The sequence below is a fragment of the Nocardia sp. NPDC058666 genome, assembly GCF_042714895.1.
Lineage (GTDB): Bacteria > Actinomycetota > Actinomycetes > Mycobacteriales > Mycobacteriaceae > Nocardia.
Genome location: NZ_JBHXRY010000003.1, coordinates 180825 through 196303 on the forward strand (window position 1 = coordinate 180825; position 15479 = coordinate 196303).

General features: G+C 67.5%; 13 protein-coding genes and 1 pseudogene. 12 read left to right on the top strand and 2 right to left on the bottom strand.

Translation table 11 applies throughout. The features are described 5' to 3' along the window. Nucleotides 1-5: 5 nt before the first annotated feature. The 10 genes and pseudogenes from ACFWVD_RS10355 to ACFWVD_RS10400 all read left to right on the top strand — a co-directional run bounded on the left by ACFWVD_RS10355 (nt 6) and on the right by ACFWVD_RS10400 (nt 10509). Entirely contained in the window at nt 6-812 is an 807-nt protein-coding gene (locus ACFWVD_RS10355; RefSeq protein ID WP_379241736.1) for a GntR family transcriptional regulator, read from the top strand. Between the two features lie 5 nt (nt 813-817). Beyond that, nucleotides 818-3483, top strand: a pseudogene (locus ACFWVD_RS10360) (fumarate reductase/succinate dehydrogenase flavoprotein subunit). Next, the gene (locus tag ACFWVD_RS10365) at nt 3483-3710 is read left to right on the top strand and encodes a ferredoxin family protein (RefSeq protein WP_358188605.1); all 228 of its coding nucleotides are present in this window, start codon (nt 3483-3485) and stop codon (nt 3708-3710) included. Before ACFWVD_RS10360 ends, ACFWVD_RS10365 begins: the two are co-directional and overlap by 1 nt. A 10-nt stretch (nt 3711-3720) precedes the next feature. Continuing rightward, nucleotides 3721-5133 carry an ABC transporter substrate-binding protein gene (locus ACFWVD_RS10370; protein ID WP_379241737.1) on the top strand — a complete coding sequence of 471 codons (1413 nt, stop codon included), beginning with the start codon at nt 3721-3723 and terminating at the stop codon, nt 5131-5133. 29 nt (nt 5134-5162) lie between these two features. Next, nucleotides 5163-6026 (top strand): ABC transporter permease, encoded by an 864-nt coding sequence (locus tag ACFWVD_RS10375; RefSeq protein ID WP_379241738.1) that lies wholly within the window; start codon nt 5163-5165, stop codon nt 6024-6026. After that, entirely contained in the window at nt 6023-6778 is a 756-nt protein-coding gene (locus ACFWVD_RS10380) for an ABC transporter ATP-binding protein (protein WP_379241739.1), read from the top strand. The genes ACFWVD_RS10375 and ACFWVD_RS10380 overlap by 4 nt, the downstream gene beginning before the upstream one ends. After that, entirely contained in the window at nt 6775-7110 is a 336-nt protein-coding gene (fdxA, locus tag ACFWVD_RS10385) for a ferredoxin (protein ID WP_379241740.1), read from the top strand. The genes ACFWVD_RS10380 and fdxA overlap by 4 nt, the downstream gene beginning before the upstream one ends. Nucleotides 7111-7124: 14 nt before the next feature. Then, entirely contained in the window at nt 7125-8477 is a 1353-nt protein-coding gene (locus ACFWVD_RS10390; RefSeq protein WP_379241741.1) for an FAD-dependent oxidoreductase, read from the top strand. Nucleotides 8478-8488: 11 nt separating this feature from the next. After that, entirely contained in the window at nt 8489-9607 is a 1119-nt protein-coding gene (locus ACFWVD_RS10395) for an Mrp/NBP35 family ATP-binding protein (RefSeq protein WP_379241742.1), read from the top strand. 74 nt (nt 9608-9681) lie between these two features. After that, complete coding sequence (locus ACFWVD_RS10400) at nt 9682-10509, top strand: IclR family transcriptional regulator (protein WP_379241743.1); 828 nt, start codon at nt 9682-9684, stop codon at nt 10507-10509. Here the strand turns inward: ACFWVD_RS10400 and ACFWVD_RS10405 are convergent. Further along, entirely contained in the window at nt 10506-12194 is a 1689-nt protein-coding gene (locus tag ACFWVD_RS10405) for an FAD-binding dehydrogenase (protein WP_379241744.1), read from the bottom strand. The two genes, ACFWVD_RS10400 and ACFWVD_RS10405, sit on opposite strands and share 4 nt — an antisense overlap. 77 nt (nt 12195-12271) lie before the next feature. On the opposite strand from ACFWVD_RS10405, the gene ACFWVD_RS10410 reads away from it, so the two are divergent. Beyond that, the gene (locus tag ACFWVD_RS10410) at nt 12272-12505 is read left to right on the top strand and encodes a hypothetical protein (protein ID WP_379241745.1); all 234 of its coding nucleotides are present in this window, start codon (nt 12272-12274) and stop codon (nt 12503-12505) included. A 155-nt stretch (nt 12506-12660) separates the two neighbouring features. Next, nucleotides 12661-13314, top strand: a complete 654-nt coding sequence (locus tag ACFWVD_RS10415; RefSeq protein WP_379241746.1) for a cutinase family protein — start codon at nt 12661-12663, stop codon at nt 13312-13314. Between the two features lie 58 nt (nt 13315-13372). Here the strand turns inward: ACFWVD_RS10415 and ACFWVD_RS10420 are convergent, their stop codons facing one another. Next, entirely contained in the window at nt 13373-15388 is a 2016-nt protein-coding gene (locus tag ACFWVD_RS10420) for an SDR family oxidoreductase (protein ID WP_379241747.1), read from the bottom strand. Nucleotides 15389-15479 lie beyond the last annotated feature (91 nt).

Sequence of the window (15479 nt, forward strand, 5' to 3'; positions counted from 1 at the left end):
GCCGCATGACAGCCACTTCCTCCTCGGCCAGGCCCCGGCCTCCCGATCCGGGTTCGGGCCGACGCAGCGCACCGGCCCGGCGTATCCGCGACATCCTGCGCGCCCGCATCCGCAGCGGCGTCTACGGCAACCGGGCACTGCCCGCCGAAGCCCTGCTCGCCGCCGACTTCGCCACCAGCCGCAATATCGTCCGCGACGCACTGACCCTGCTGCGCGACGAAGGCCTGATCGACCGGGTCCCCGGTGCGGGCACCTTCGTCGTCGCCGACAAAGCCGTCCAGGGTCTTGACCGCCTGCGTGGCCTGGCCGAAACCTTCGAAACCAGCAGCGACCGGGTGGTGAACCAGGTCCTGCTCGCCGAGGTCGTGCCCGCCACGCCGCTGGTCGCCGAACGGCTCGAGCTCGCCCCCGGCGACCCCGTTGTCGCGCTGGAACGCGTGCGCTACCTCGACGGCGCCCCGCTGTCGCTGGATGCCAGCTACCTCACCGCCGACATCGGCATCCCGCTGCTGGACAAAGACCTCGCCACCTGCGACGTGTTCGGCCTGTTGGAAGCCGAACTCGGTCTGCCGCTGGGCTCCGCCGCGGTCGCGATCGAAGCGGTCGCCGCCGACCCCACGGTCGCGGGACTGCTGCAGGTGCGCGCCGGTTCCCCGCTGCTGTTCCTGGAACGGCTCACCTACACCGATTCCGGTCGACCCGTGGATCTGGAATACATCCGCTATCGCGGCGACCGGTTCTCCCTGTCCGGGCGACTGGATCGCGTCCCGGTGACTTCGCGGCGCACCCGCGACAACAACGAAAGGGGTTGATCCCCATGCAGATTCCACCGCTGACCGACCGGCGACAACTGGTCTGCGACGTCCTGATCGTCGGCGGCGGCACCGCGGGCACCATGGCCGCGCTGACCGCCGCCCGCCACGGCGCCAACGTGCTGCTGCTGGAAAAGGCCCACGTGCGGCACTCCGGCGCGCTGGCCATGGGCATGGACGGCGTGAACAACGCGGTCGTGCCGGGCAAGGCAAGTCCCGAGGATTACGTCGCCGACATCACCGTGGCCAACGACGGCATCGTGAACCAGCGCACCGTCTACGAAACCGCCACACGGGGTTTCGAGATGGTGCAGCGTCTCGAGAACTACGGCGTGAAGTTCGAGAAGGACGAGCACGGCGAATACGCGGTGCGGAAGGTGCACCGGTCCGGCTCGTATGTCCTGCCGATGCCGGAGGGTCGCGATGTGAAGAAGGTGCTCTACCGCACCCTGCGCGCTCGTGATGTCCGATCCAAGGTGACCATCAACAACCGGGTGATGCCGGTGCGGGTGCTCACCGTCGACGGCCGCGCGGTCGGCGCGGTCGGATTCGACACGCGCACCGGCGAATTCGTCACCATCTCGGCCGGTGCGGTGATCCTGGCGGCGGGCGCGTGTGGACGACTGGGCCTGCCCGCCTCGGGTTATCTCTACGGCACCTACGAGAACCCCACCAACGCCGGCGACGGCTATGCCATGGCGTACCACGCGGGCGCGGAACTGTCGGGCATCGAGTGTTTCCAGATCAATCCGCTGATCAAGGACTACAACGGTCCCGCGTGCGCCTATGTGGCCAACCCGTTCGGCGGTTACACCGTCAACTCCGAAGGCAACCGGTTCGTGGACTGCGACTACTGGTCCGGTCAGATGATGGCGGAGGTCAAGTCCGAACTCGACAGTGCCCGCGGCCCGATCTACCTGAAACTGAGCCACCTGCCCGACGCCACGATCCGCGAGATCGAGGGCATCCTGCACACCACCGAACGCCCCACTCGCGGCACCTTCCACGAAGGGCGCGGCACCGACTACCGCACCAGCGACATCGAAATGCACATCTCCGAAATCGGTTTGTGCAGTGGGCATTCCGCGTCAGGAGTGTGGGTCGACGAACATGCCGCGACCACCGTGCCCGGCCTCTACGCCGCGGGCGACATGGCGCTGGTGCCGCACAACTACATGATCGGCGCGTTCGTATACGGCGATATCGCCGGTGAGCACGCCAGCGAATTCGCCCGTGGCGCAGCACATCCGGAGCTGCCGGCCGACCAGATCGAAGCCGCGCACGAGCTGATCTACCGCCCGCTGCGCAACCCCGACGGCCCGCCGCAAACCCAGGTCGAATACAAGCTGCGCCGCTTCGTCAACGACTACCTGCAACCGCCCAAGGCGCAGTCGTACCTGACCCTGGGGGTGGAAGCGTTCGAACGGATGAACACAGACATCGCCGCGATGGGCGGACACACGCCGCACGAACTCATGCGCTGCGCGGAAGTCACCTTCATCAGGGACTGTGCGGAAATGGCAGCCAGGGCGTCATTGCGACGAACCGAAAGTCGTTGGGGCCTTTACCATCAGCGCGCGGACTGGCCTGCCACCAACGACGCCGAGTGGTTCTGTCACCTCAATCTCTATCGCGGCGCCAGCGGTGCCATGGAGTTCAAGACCCGCCCCGTGGCGCCCTACATCGTGCCGGTGCCCGGCTTCGTGCGGCCCGACGGTGTCGCCGATGTGGCCGCTCCCGAACTCGTCGGTGCGTGGGGTGCACGATGAGCGCGCGCCTGCTTGCCCTGCTCGACCTGGCCGACGAATGCCCGGAACTGGACGAACTCACCGAATTCCTGACCGACCCGGACCCGGAGGTTCGCCGCACCGCGCTGTCGGTGCTCAGCGAGACCACCGACGCCTGGGCGCAGGCGGCACCGATCTTCGCCACAGCTCTGGCCGACCCGGATGTCGACGTTCGCCACACCGCGATCGGTTTCCTCACCGAACTCCTCGAAGTGCTGGTTCCCGGCCCGGAATTCGATGCGGCACTGCGTCATAGCGTCACCGCACCCGAACCGGCGGTGCGCTCGGCCGCGATCGAGGCACTGTGGCGACACCGCCGAGTGGGCGCCGACGAACTCACGACATGGATGGCCGATCCGAATGTCGCGGTGCGGCGCACGGTGGTCGGTGGTCTGACCTCGGTCGACGCGCTCGACGAACTCGCCGTAGCCGCCGCCGACGAAGACCAGAACGTGCGCATCGGCGTCGCGAAAGGCATTGCGGCCGTCGGTGATCCGCGCGGCGCGGTGACCCTGCTCGTGCTGGCCACCGACCCGCAACCCCTGGTCCGCGCCGCCGCCCTGTCGAGCCTGGCGGGCACCGGCTGCGACGAACAGGCCGCCGCCACCGCGACCGCGGCCATCACCGACCCCGCCTGGCAGGTCAGGCAGGCGGCCGCGATCGCCCTGGCCGCCGCCGACCCCGAACTCGCCGCGGCACCGCTGCTGTCGGCGGTCTCCGATCCCAACCTCGACGTTCGCAAGGCCGCGGTGCGCGGCCTGGCCGAACGGATCGCGCAGCGACGCGACATCACCTCGGCGCTGCAGGCCGCGCTCGAAGACCCGGACGCCGACGTCCGCGCCTTCGCCCGCATCGGCATCGCCAACTCTGGAAAGGAACTCTGATGGCCCTGGTCAATGCTCGTCTCGATGTCCCCGTCACGGTCGACGAGGCCAAATGTATCGACGGCTGCACGCTGTGTGTGGACATGTGTCCGCTGGATTCCCTTGCCATCCACCCGGATTCGGGCAAGGCCTACATGCACGTGGACGAGTGCTGGTACTGCGGGCCGTGTGCCGCGCGGTGCCCGGTCGGCGCCGTCACCGTGAACATCCCGTTCCTGTTGCGTTGAGAGAGCCGTCATGAGCATCCGAATTCCCGTACTGCTGCTGGGTGCCGCCACGGTCGCGGCGCTGGCCACCGGCTGCGGCGCCGGCGACGACGGCAAGACCGTCACCGTCGATATCGGCTACCAGTCCAAGACCATCAACACCGTCACCGCGGGCACCCTGCTGCGCGATCGCGGCACCTTCGAGGCCGAACTGGCCGAACTGGGCAAGGCGAAAGGCCTGACCTACAAGGTGGAGTGGAAGGACTTCGCCGCGGGCCCGCCGCTGACCGCGCAGATGCTGGCCGGCCAGGTCGACATCGGTTCCATGGGCGACGCCCCGATCCTGGTCAACGGTTCCAAGACCCGCGATCACGCCGATGTGAAGTCCGAACTGATCGCCGTCACCGGCTACAACCTGCGCGGTTCGCTGAATCAGATTGTGGTGCCGACGAATTCGACGGCGTCCACCATCGCAGACCTGCGCGGTGAGATCGTGTCCACCAGCGTCGGGTCGGCCGCGCACGGCATGCTCGCCACCGGGCTGTCGGCCGCCGGGATGACCCTCGAGGACGTGAAGCTGCTCGGTCAGGATCCCGCCGTCGGTGCTTCGGCCCTGCAGGGTGATCAGGTGGCCGCGCTGGCGCAGTTCGTGCCGTGGCCGCAGAAACTGGTCTACGACGGCAAAGCCAAACTGCTGTATGACGGTGGGAGCGCGGGCATTCCGACCTTCCACGCGGTGGTCGCCGGCGAACGGTTCGGCACCGAGAACCCCGATGTGGTCACCGCGTTCCTCACCGCGGTGCGCAAGACCACCGACTATCTCAACCAGAACCCCCTCGAAGCCGCCCTGCGGGTCGCCGAGATCACCGGGTTGCCCGCCGAGGTCGTGTATCTCTACAACGGGCCGAACGGGCTGGTGAGTTTCGATCCGACGATCAAAACCCAACAGGTCGACGCACTGGGCAAACTATTGCCGTTCCTGAAAAGCCTTGGCGCACTATCGGATCTGAATCTCGACGAATTCGTCGACGACCGCTACATCCGCACCGTCTACGGTGCCGACTACGACGCCGCCAGCGCCTCGGTGGCCGCACCCGCCCCGCTGACCGGCACCGATGCCACCTGCGGGGGAGCGGTCGACGGCTTGGCCTCCGCCTCGGAGGTGTGGTTCGCCGACAGTCCGAAGACCGCCGTCGCCAAGACCCCGACCTGCCTGCTGCGGCAGATCGCGGCCACCGGCACCACAGTGCGCGCGGCGTACGTGCCCGACTTCGCCACCGGCACAAGGCTGTTCGCCGCCACCGCGACCTGGGTCAGCGATCCCGCCGCCGGACCCGACGATCGGTTGCTGCCTTTCGCCACCAGCGTCGCCGCACAGCAGTACGCCACCGCCCATCCGGGCGCCACGGTCATCGACTATTCCGCAGCACTGAAGGCCCGCTAGATCCGTCACGTGAGACCAGGAGGCTCACCATGACCCTTTCCGTCAAACCCCTCGCCGCACCCGTCACGGCGCCCGAAAGCACTGTCCCACTCCCGAAAACGGCTACCCGGTTCACCGTGCCGCGCAAGGTGCGCAAAGCCGCACTGACCGCCGTGCCGTTGGCAGCACTGCTGCTGGCCTGGTACCTGCTCACCACGAACCAGGTCGTGTTCTGGCTACGGTTCGACAAGATCCCCACGCCCGCACAGGTATTCGAGTCCTTCAGCACCCAGATCGGTGCGTCGACCTACTACCGCGACATCTTCTCCAGCACCCGCCGCATCCTGATCGGCTTCGGCCTGGCCACGGTGTCGGGTGTGCTCATCGGCATGGCCGTCGGCCGCTCCGCGGTGGTCAGCGCACTGGTGCGGCCGGTGCTCGAAGTGTTCCGGCCCATTCCCGCGATCGCGCTGGTGCCACTGGCCATTCTATTGTTCCCGACCGGGGAACAGGGCATCGTGTTCATCACCTTCTTCGCCGCGTTCTTCCCGGTCGCGGTGAGCACCATCCACGCCATGCACGCGCTGCCCAAGGTGTGGGAAGAGGCGGCGCACACCCTCGGTGCGCGTCGACGCGACATCCTGTTCCACATCGCGCTGCCGGGTGCACTGCCCGGCATCTTCTCCGGGCTGTCGGTGGCCATGGGCGTGGCCTGGATCTGCGTGATCAGCGCGGAGATGATCTCGGGCCAGTTCGGCATCGGGTACTTCACCTGGCAGTCCTACGGGCTCCTGGACTATCCGGGGGTGATCGTCGGGATGCTCACCATCGGGTTGCTCGGGTGGTTCACCGCGTGGCTGGTGGAACTGGCCGGACGCCGGGTCAACCGGTGGCTGCCCAGGGCACAGCGATGAGCGCCGGCGCCGCGGTGCGGCTGCACGGACTGCGCATCGCCTACGGCGAAAGTCTCGCCGCCGAAGTGGATCTCGACATCGACGCGGGCCAGATCGTGGTGCTGCTGGGCCCCTCGGGCTGCGGCAAATCCACGGTTCTGCGAGCGATGGCCGGGCTGCTGCCACCCATCGGTGGAACGGTCACCGTCGACGGCGGGCCCTCGGAACAACACTGCTCGATGGTGTTCCAAGAAGACGCGCTGCTGCCGTGGCGCACGGCCCGACGCAATGTCGAGTTCGCGCTGAAACTGCGTGGGGTGTCACGCCGCAACCGTCGCACCGAAGCCCAGGAACTGCTGAACCTGGTGGGGCTCACCGACTTCGGTGATCACCTGCCCGGCGCACTGTCGGGCGGAATGCGTCAGCGGGTGCAGTTGGCGCGAACCTTGGCCGCACAACCACGAGTGCTCCTGATGGACGAACCGTTCGGCGCGCTGGACGCGCAGACCCGCGCCGACATGCAACGACTGCTCATCTCGGTGTGGCAGCAACGCCAGACCACGGTGCTGTTCGTGACCCACGATGTCGACGAGGCGCTGCTGCTGGCCGACCGGATCGTGCTGCTCACCCCGCGACCCGCCCGCATCCAACGGGTCATCGAGATCGACTCCCCGCGTGCGCCCGGTGCCAGGTTCGAACCCGAATTCGCCCGCCTGCGTTACGAAATCCTCGCCGCACTCGGCGAGCCGAACGAGAAGGAGTTACAGCCATGACCTTCGTCATCGGCGCCGCGTGCGTGGACATCATGGACCGCGCCTGCGTGGAGGAATGCCCGGTCGACTGCATCTACACCGGTGACCGGATGGCCTACATCCACCCCACCGAATGCGTGGATTGTGGTGCGTGCGAACCGGTATGCCCGGTGGAGGCGATCTACCTCGATACCGACATCCCCGCCGGCCAGGAAGGGTTCGTCGCCACCAACGCCGAGTTCTTCCACATCCCGCTGCCCGGCCGCGCCAGTGCGCTCGGTTCGCCGGGCAGCGCGGATTCGGTCGGTGATCTCGGTGTGGACACGCCCTTCGTCGCGGGGTACGAGAAGTGAAAGGTCCACTGCGGGTGGCGATTATCGGTGCCGGTCCCGCCGGTATCTACGCCGCCGACGCCCTGATGAAGTCCTCTCTACCGGAGGGCGTGAGCATCGACCTCTACGAGCGCATGCCCGCGCCCTTCGGCCTGATCCGCTACGGCGTCGCACCTGATCACCCGCGTATCAAGGGCATCATCACCGCGCTGCACAAGGTCCTGGACAAGGACCAGGTGCGGCTGCTGGGCAATATCGACTACGGCACCGATATCACCCTCGATGACCTGCGCCAGTTCTACGACGCGGTGATCTTCTCCACCGGCGCCAACGCCGACCGTGCGCTGGACATCCCCGGCATCGAACTCGACGGTTCCTTCGGTGCCGCGGACTTCGTGTCCTGGTACGACGGCCACCCCGACGTGCCGCGCACCTGGCCCCTAGACGCGGAGAAGGTCGCGGTGCTGGGCGTGGGCAACGTCGCGCTGGATGTCGCGCGGGTACTGGCCAAGACCGGTGACGAGCTGCTGGCCACCGAGATCCCGCCCAACGTCTACGAAGGCCTCAAGGGCAACAAAGCCCTCGAGGTGCACGTGTTCGGTCGTCGCGGTCCCGCGCAGGCCAAGTTCACGCCGCTGGAACTGCGCGAACTGGACCACTCGCCCACCATCGAGGTCATCGTCAACCCCGAAGACATCGATTACGACGAGGGCTCCGAAGCCGCGCGGCGTAACTCCAAGCAGGTCGACATGGTCGCGAACACCCTCGAACAGTGGGCCATTCGCGATCACGGCGATCGCCCGCACAAGCTGTTCCTGCACTTCTTCGAATCGCCGTGCGAGGTACTGGGCGACAACGGCACGGTCGTCGGATTGCGCACCGAGCGCACGCAGCTCGACGGCACCGGAAACGTGCAGGGCACCGGCGAATACCGGGACTGGCCGGTGCAGGCCGTGTACCGCGCCGTCGGCTACCGCTCCGAAGACATCGCCGACATCCCGTTCGACGACCGCACCGGCACCATCCCCAACGAAGCCGGACGGGTGCTCATCGACCCGAAAGCGCGTGAGTCCGCCAGGTACCTGGCAGGCGTGTACGTCACCGGTTGGATCAAACGCGGCCCCGTCGGCCTCATCGGCCACACCAAAGGCGACGCCAACGAAACCGTCGCCTGCCTGCTCGCCGACCGCGACCGCCTGACCCCGGCACCCCGCCCGGATCCCGACGCGGTGATCGAATTCCTCACCGGTGCAGGCATTCCCTTCACCACGTGGGAGGGCTGGTACCGACTCGACGCCCACGAACGCGCGCTCGGCACACCCCAGGGACGCGAACGAGTCAAGGTCGTCGAACGCGCGGACATGCTGCACGCCAGCATGTCTCAGTAAGGAACACGAACATGCCCACCGAAGCCCAGATCGCGACCGCGCTGGCCGGCGTCGACGACCCCGAGATCGGCCGTCCCATCACCGAATTGAACATGGTCGAGACCATCACCATCGACGCGCACGGTCAGGTCGTCGTACGGATTCTGCTCACGATCGCGGGCTGTCCGCTGCGGACCAAGATCGGCAACGACATCCGAGAGGCGGTCACCGCAGTGCCCGGCGTCACCGGGGTCGATATCGACTTCGGCGTGATGACCGACGAACAACGCCGTGACTTGCGCGTCCAACTTCGCGGGCCCGAAGCCGTTTCCGCACTGGCGCAACCTGATTCGCCGACGAAGGTCTACTGCGTGGTGTCGGGCAAGGGAGGTGTCGGAAAGTCCAGTGTCACGGTGAATCTGGCCGTTGCCCTTGCCCGGCGTGGGTTGCGCGTGGGCATCATGGACGCCGACGTTCACGGTCACTCGGTGCCCGCGATGCTCGGCATCACCGAAACTCCGACGCTGGTGGAGTCGATGATGATGCCGCCCAGAGCTTTCGGCATCCGGGTCATCTCGATCGGCATGTTCGTGGAGGGCAATGCCCCCGTCGTGTGGCGCGGGCCGATGCTGCACCGCGCCCTGCAGCAATTCGTCAACGACGTCTACTGGGGTGAGCTCGACATCCTGCTCATCGACATGCCGCCCGGCACCGGCGACATCGCGATCTCGCTGGCCCAATTGCTGCCCGCCGCAGAACTTCTCGTGGTCACCACCCCGCAGCGCACCGCCGCCCGCATCGCCGAACGCGCGGGCGCCGTCGCCGCGCAGACGGGCCAGCGGGTGGCGGGCATCATCGAGAACATGTCCTGGTACGACACCGCCGACGGCACCCGGCACACACCGTTCGGCGCCGGCGGGGCCACGGCGGTGAGTCGCGCGCTCAGCGGGCTGCTCGACACCCACTGTCCCGTGCTCGGCCGCATCCCGTTCGACCCGGCCGTGTGCGCGGCAGGCGACGACGGCGCGCCGTTCGTCCACACCGACCCCGACAGCGCGCCCGCGAAGGCCGTGCGGGAGATCGCGGCGGCCCTCGCGCCGATCGTGCGCCGACCGCTGCTGGTGACACCTCCCAACAGGGTCATGGCCTGATCGAGGCGAAATAGTGCGTAAGCGGAGCTGACGGCTCTAGTCTGTTACCGCTACGCACTGTGGAGGTTGGATCAATGACGGTCGAGATCGTGACCGAACCGGCGCCGGAAGATCTGTGGACCGGATCGGATCGGGCGGCCGGGGCGCCGCCGACGTCGATGATCGAGCGGATGACGCTGATTCTCGACGCGTTCGACGCCACCACCCCCTCGCTGACGCTGCTGGGCCTGGCCGAACGCACCGGGCTGCCGCGTTCGACCGTGCACCGCATTCTCGATCAGATGATCCGGCTGCGCTGGCTGGCACACACCCCCGGCGGCTATCGGCTCGGTCTGCGGGTGCTGGAACTGGGTGGGCTGGCCGCGGAGCAGAACGAGCTGCGCGAAGTGGTCGGGCCGATGCTGTACGAGCTGAGCCAGCGGACCGGGCTGGTCGGGCATCTTGCCGTGCTGGACGGGCGCGAGGTGCTGTTCCTGGATCGTTCGGGCGGGCGCGGGCGGGTCGTCATTCCCACACGGGTGGGCGGGCGACTACCTGCGCATTCCACCGCCGTGGGCAAGGCGTTGCTGGCCACGCTGGAACCCGGGATCGCGGAAGCCTGTCTGCGCGGCAACGCCGTGGCACGCACCGCGCGCACGATCGTGGACCGGGGCGAACTGCACCGCGAGCTCGCCCGCATCCGCAACCGGCAGGGAGTGGCCGTGGACACCGAGGAGGCGCTACCAGGTGTGGGGTGCGTGGCGGTGCCGATCCGGGGGCGCGGCGTCGCGGTGGCGGCGATCTCGCTGTCGGGCACGGTCCACGGCGAACGCACCGCACTGGACACCGCACGCCTGGCCCGCGCGCTGGCCGAGGTGGCCAAGGAAGCCGCGCGTTCACTGACCCCCCGGCACTCGCACTAGGACGTGCGCCGCGCGATCGCCCGACCGGCCGCGCGACCCGAGAAGATGCACCCGCCCAGAAACGTGCCCTCCAGCGCGTTGTAGCCGTGCACGCCGCCGCCGCCGAACCCGGCGACCTCACCGGCGGCATACAGCCCGGGGAACACCGAACCGTCGGGGCGCAGCACCTGCGAATCCAGGTCGGTCTGCAGGCCGCCCAGGGTCTTGCGGGTCAGCACGTTCAGGCGCACCGCGATCAGCGGGCCGTGCGCGGGGTCGAGAACGCGGTGCGGTTTCACCACACGGATCTTGTCGCCGACGAACTTGCGCGCATTGTTGATCGCGGTGACCTGCGCGTCCTTGGAGTAGGAATTGGTGGTCTCGCGGTCGCGGGCCACGATCTGCTGTTCCAGGGTGGCCACGTCCAGTTTCGGTCCGCGCGCGATCTCGTTCATGCCGTCCACGAGCTCGGCCAGCGAATCGGCGACCACGAAATCCACACCGTGCTGCTTGAACGCCTCCACGGGCCCCGGCGCGCCCTTGGCGAGCCTGCTGCGCACCGTGAACTTCAAATCCTTGCCGGTGATGTCGGGGTTCTGCTCCGAACCCGACAGGGCGAATTCCTTCTCGATGATCGACTGGTTGAGCACGAACCACGAGTAGTCGTAGCCGGTGGACAGGATCTGACGCATGGTCTCGTTGGTGTCGAAACCGGGGAAACACGGTGCGGGCAAACGCTTTCCGTTCGCGTCGAACCACAGCGAGGACGGGCCGGGGATGATGCGGATGGCGTGATCGGGCCAGATCGGATCCCAGTTGTTGATGCCCTCGGTGTAGTGCCACATGCGGTCGCGGTTCACCAGCGCGGCACCGGCCTGCTCGGAGATGCCGAGCATGCGGCCGTCGACATAGGCGGGCACGCCGGAGATCATCGTTTCCGGGCACGGGCCCAGACGTTCGGTGGGCCAGTTGCGGCGGATGAGGTCGTGGGCGTGGCCGATGCCGCCCGAGCTCACGATCACCGCCGGTGCGCGGAAGGTGAACTCGCCCACCACATCCCGGTTCGATGCCTGGCCGCGGTCGGTGTCGGAGTCGGCGAGCACGCTGCCGGTGACACCGGTGACGGCACCGCCTTCGACGATCAGCTCGTCGACGCGGTGCCGGAAGGCGAAGCGCACCAGGCCCTTTGCCTCACCGCGCAGAACCGGTTCGAGGAACACGCGCAGCACTTCGGGGCCGGTGCCCCAGGTGAGATGGAACCGCGGCACCGAATTGCCGTGTCCGCCAGCCAATGCGCCGCCGCGTTCGGCCCAGCCGACTAAGGGCGTGAAGCGCAAACCCAAGGCGTGCAGGTAATCCCGCTTCTCGTCGGTGGCGAACCGCACGTAGGCCTTGGCCCACTCGCGACCCATCCGGTCCTCGTCCTCGCGGTCGAAACCGGCCGAACCCAGCCAATCCTGCAGTGCCAGTTCATAAGAGTCCTTGACGCCCAAGCGCCGCTGCTCGGGGCTGTCGACCACGAACAAACCACCCAGCGACCAGAACGCCTGCCCGCCGAGATTGGCGCGATTCTCCTGATCCAGCACCAAGACCTTGCGCCCGGCCAGCACCAACTCGTGCGTGGCGACCAAGCCCGCCAGTCCCGCGCCGACGACAATGGCGTCGGGGATGAAATCTTCGATGGGCTCTGGCACAGTGCTCGACATGCCCTGGAACGTAGCATTGGTTCGTCGGGGGCCGGGGGTAAGTCCTGGAAAACGCTCTGACCAGCGATGTTTCATACATGAAAGGCTCACGCGAGATCATGAACGTCCGTACCCGCACCGCCGCCGCCGTCCTCACACTCGCCGTGGTGGCGGGCCTGGGCGCCACCTCCTGCTCGAAGTCCCGCTGGTGTGAGCGCGACCTGGGCGACGTGCATGTCGCCGACTCCTATTGTGAACGCGGCACGCCGGGGTACGAGTGGGAGCCCGACCACGACAAGCCCAAGTACAAGAAGAAGTCCAAGAAGCATTGATCTAGTGGGCGGCGTTGTGCCGCAGGCGATCCGAGACGCAAACGTGCCGCAGTCGATGCCGAGTACGTGTCATGTAGTTGCAGGTCAGCGGGTATTCCACCAGTGAGCTAAGGCTCATTATCTATTCCTCACAACGGCGTGAGCAGGTGGTCGTCATGACCTATCGGAAGGCAGTTCGGATCGTCGCAAGGCGTACAGCGCAAGCGCTGTCGGTGTTGCTACTGGCCGCGGGAATCGGGACAGCGATGTCCCACGGATCGACAGCATGGGCGCAGAGCTGCGCCACCGTCGATGTCGTAATCGCCCGCGGCACAGTAGAACCCGGCTACCTGGGAGCCGCGATCGGCGACCCGCTCTACGCGGTGCTGAGCGCGCAACTACCGGTGGACACCGTCGCCCACCGCGTGGAATACCCCGCGGATCTGTTGGTCCCGTCCTCGATGGCCGACGGCACCCGAGCAATGACCACCCACCTGCTCCACCAGGCGGCGGCCTGCCCCGACCAACGCTTCGTGCTGGTCGGCTACTCCCAGGGCGCCGTGGTCACCCACGCGGTTCTGGGCTCCGCGGCCGTCCCCGGAGCATGGACCTTGCCCCCGGAACTGTCCGACCGGGTGGTCGCGGTCCTGTTGTTCGGCGACCCGATGCGACTGGTCGGCGGCACGGTCACACCCCTGTACGCCGACCGCACCGCAAACTATTGCGCCGCAGGCGATCCGGTCTGCGCGGGCGGAGTCTTCCCCGCCGCCCACGGCACCTACGAATGGGCCTTCGCCGCCGCTGCGGGCCAGGTGAGCGCTCGACTGTGAGTCGATGCCACGCGAACCGGCCGACCACGAATGTCGTGGTCGGCCGGTTCGTGGGTGGTTACCAGTGGACGCCGGGGAGCATTCGGCTCATTCGGGCGGCCGGGCCGGGCATCACCATCAGGGGGGCCAGGACCGGGCCGAGGACGGTGAGGGCGTTGCGAGTGGGTTCCGCCGGTTCCACTGGCTTCGGGGTGTCGGTCGGCTTGCGTTGTGCGGCAGTGGATTCGCCGACCAGGCGGAAGCCGGTGTGCATGATGGCGCGTTTGAGTGTGGGGAGGAACATTTCGACGGCCTGGGAGAAGGTGCCCATGGGGGTGTCGATGCGGTCGGGGCGTTCCAGGAGGGCGCGGACCACTACTTCGGCTGCGCGGTCGGGGTCGGGCAGGGGGAGGGAGCGGTAGATGTCAGTGGGGGCGATCATGGGGGTGCGGACCAGGGGCATCCGGATGGAGGTGAAAGTTACTCCGTCACCACGGTTTTCGACCGCGGCGATATCGCTGAAGTTGTCCAGGGCGGACTTGCTCGCGGCGTAGGCGGCGAAGCGGGGGACCTTGGTCTGGACGGCGATGGAGGAGATGTTGACGATGTGGCCGAAATGGCGTTCGCGCATCGAGGGCAGCAGGCCCAGGATCAGGCGCACGGCACCGAAGTAGTTCACGGCCATGGTGCGTTCGAAGTCGTGCATGCGGTCCACGGAATTGGCCACCGAGCGGCGGATGGAGCGGCCCGCGTTGTTGATCAGGTAGTCGACGTGACCGTGTTCGGTCAGCACCGTCTTCACCAGCAGGTCGACCGCGTCGGCGTCGGTGATGTCGCACTGGTAGGCCACCGCGGTGCCGCCCTCGGCACGCACGGATTGCGCTGCGGCAGTGAGGTCTTCGATGCCACGCGCGATCATCAGCACGATGGCGCCCCGGCGGGCCACGGCGTGGGCGGTGGCCAGACCGATGCCAGAGGAAGCCCCGGTGATGAGCACGGTGCGCCCCTCGAGCTGGGGCGTGTTCGGCGCCAGTCGGCCACGGTTCGGGTCGAGGTTGGCGCGCCAGTACTCCCACAGGCGATCCGCGTAGGTGCCGAACGCGGGCACGGACAAGCCGGGCAGCTGCGCCTGCGTGGAATCGGAGACGAACTCGGCGGTGAAACCGACATGCGGGGCGACCTCGGCGGGAATGCCCGCCTGCTCGAACAGGAAGTCGCGCACCGCATGTGCGCCGGGAAGGTGTCCGAGGCTGTTCAGTGCACGGGCGCTGCCGGGCACGGTACCGATGCCCACGGGACCACCGGCGGCGGCGGCCAGGGCGTGGTAGATCTCCCCGAACGGCTGCGGACGCGGGTTGACCAGGTGGAACGTGCGCCCGTCCAGGCCCTTTCGACCCACCAGTCGGACCATCGCGTCGGCCACGTAGTCGACGGGCACCACATTGGTGCTACCCAGGTCGGGAAGCGGCAGTGGCAGTTCCGACGGCAGCGCCGCCAGCGCCGAGATCGCCGAGAAGAAGTAGTAGGGGCCGTCGATCTTGTCCATGTCGCCGGTGCGCGAATCGCCGACGATGATCGCCGGGCGATACACCCGCCAGCGCACATCGGTGGCCTCGCGCACCAGCTTCTCCGCCGCGAACTTGGTGCGGTGATACGGCGAGGTCAGGTTCTGGCCGAGGTCGAAATCCTCCTCGAAGAACTTGCCCCGATGGTCACCGGCGACCGCCACCGAGGACACGTGGTGCAGGGTGGCGTCGAGGCTGCGGGCCAGCTCGATCACCGAGCGGGTGCCCGCGACATTGGCCGCGTGGGCGGTTTCCTCGTCGGCGGTCATGTCGTAGACCGCGCCCAGATGCAGCACGTGATCGGCGCGCGGGGCACCGTCACCGAGGCCGAGGTTGTCGGCGGTCAGGTCGCCGACCAGCGCGAAGACGCGGTCGCCGTCGGGATTTTCCGCATTGTGCGCGGTGAACTTGGACAGCGATTCCGCACGCACCAGCACGTGCACGATCGCGGTCGGATCGGCTGCGAGCAACCCCCGCACCACACGCCGACCCAGAAATCCGGTACCGCCTGTCACGATGTAGGAAACCATCGCCCCTCCTGAAACTCATGAAACATGTTGTCGCGCAACAGTGATCCGGCATGCGGCGGTGGATGCGGTATCAAGGGCGCGGGTTCCAGCA

Bases quoted from the DNA above. Each gene is read 5' to 3' on its own strand.
- fdxA (WP_379241740.1), top strand. From the start codon at position 6,775: ATGACCTTCGTCATCGGCGCCGCGTGCGTGGACATCATGGACCGCGCC.
- ACFWVD_RS10415 (WP_379241746.1), top strand. From the start codon at position 12,661: ATGACCTATCGGAAGGCAGTTCGGATCGTCGCAAGGCGTACAGCGCAA.
- ACFWVD_RS10380 (WP_379241739.1), top strand. From the start codon at position 6,023: ATGAGCGCCGGCGCCGCGGTGCGGCTGCACGGACTGCGCATCGCCTAC.
- ACFWVD_RS10370 (WP_379241737.1), top strand. From the start codon at position 3,721: ATGAGCATCCGAATTCCCGTACTGCTGCTGGGTGCCGCCACGGTCGCG.
- ACFWVD_RS10410 (WP_379241745.1), top strand. From the start codon at position 12,272: ATGAAAGGCTCACGCGAGATCATGAACGTCCGTACCCGCACCGCCGCC.
- ACFWVD_RS10405 (WP_379241744.1), bottom strand. From the start codon at position 12,194: ATGTCGAGCACTGTGCCAGAGCCCATCGAAGATTTCATCCCCGACGCC.
- ACFWVD_RS10355 (WP_379241736.1), top strand. From the start codon at position 6: ATGACAGCCACTTCCTCCTCGGCCAGGCCCCGGCCTCCCGATCCGGGT.
- ACFWVD_RS10400 (WP_379241743.1), top strand. From the start codon at position 9,682: ATGACGGTCGAGATCGTGACCGAACCGGCGCCGGAAGATCTGTGGACC.
- ACFWVD_RS10395 (WP_379241742.1), top strand. From the start codon at position 8,489: ATGCCCACCGAAGCCCAGATCGCGACCGCGCTGGCCGGCGTCGACGAC.
- ACFWVD_RS10420 (WP_379241747.1), bottom strand. From the start codon at position 15,388: ATGGTTTCCTACATCGTGACAGGCGGTACCGGATTTCTGGGTCGGCGT.
- ACFWVD_RS10365 (WP_358188605.1), top strand. From the start codon at position 3,483: ATGGCCCTGGTCAATGCTCGTCTCGATGTCCCCGTCACGGTCGACGAG.
- ACFWVD_RS10375 (WP_379241738.1), top strand. From the start codon at position 5,163: ATGACCCTTTCCGTCAAACCCCTCGCCGCACCCGTCACGGCGCCCGAA.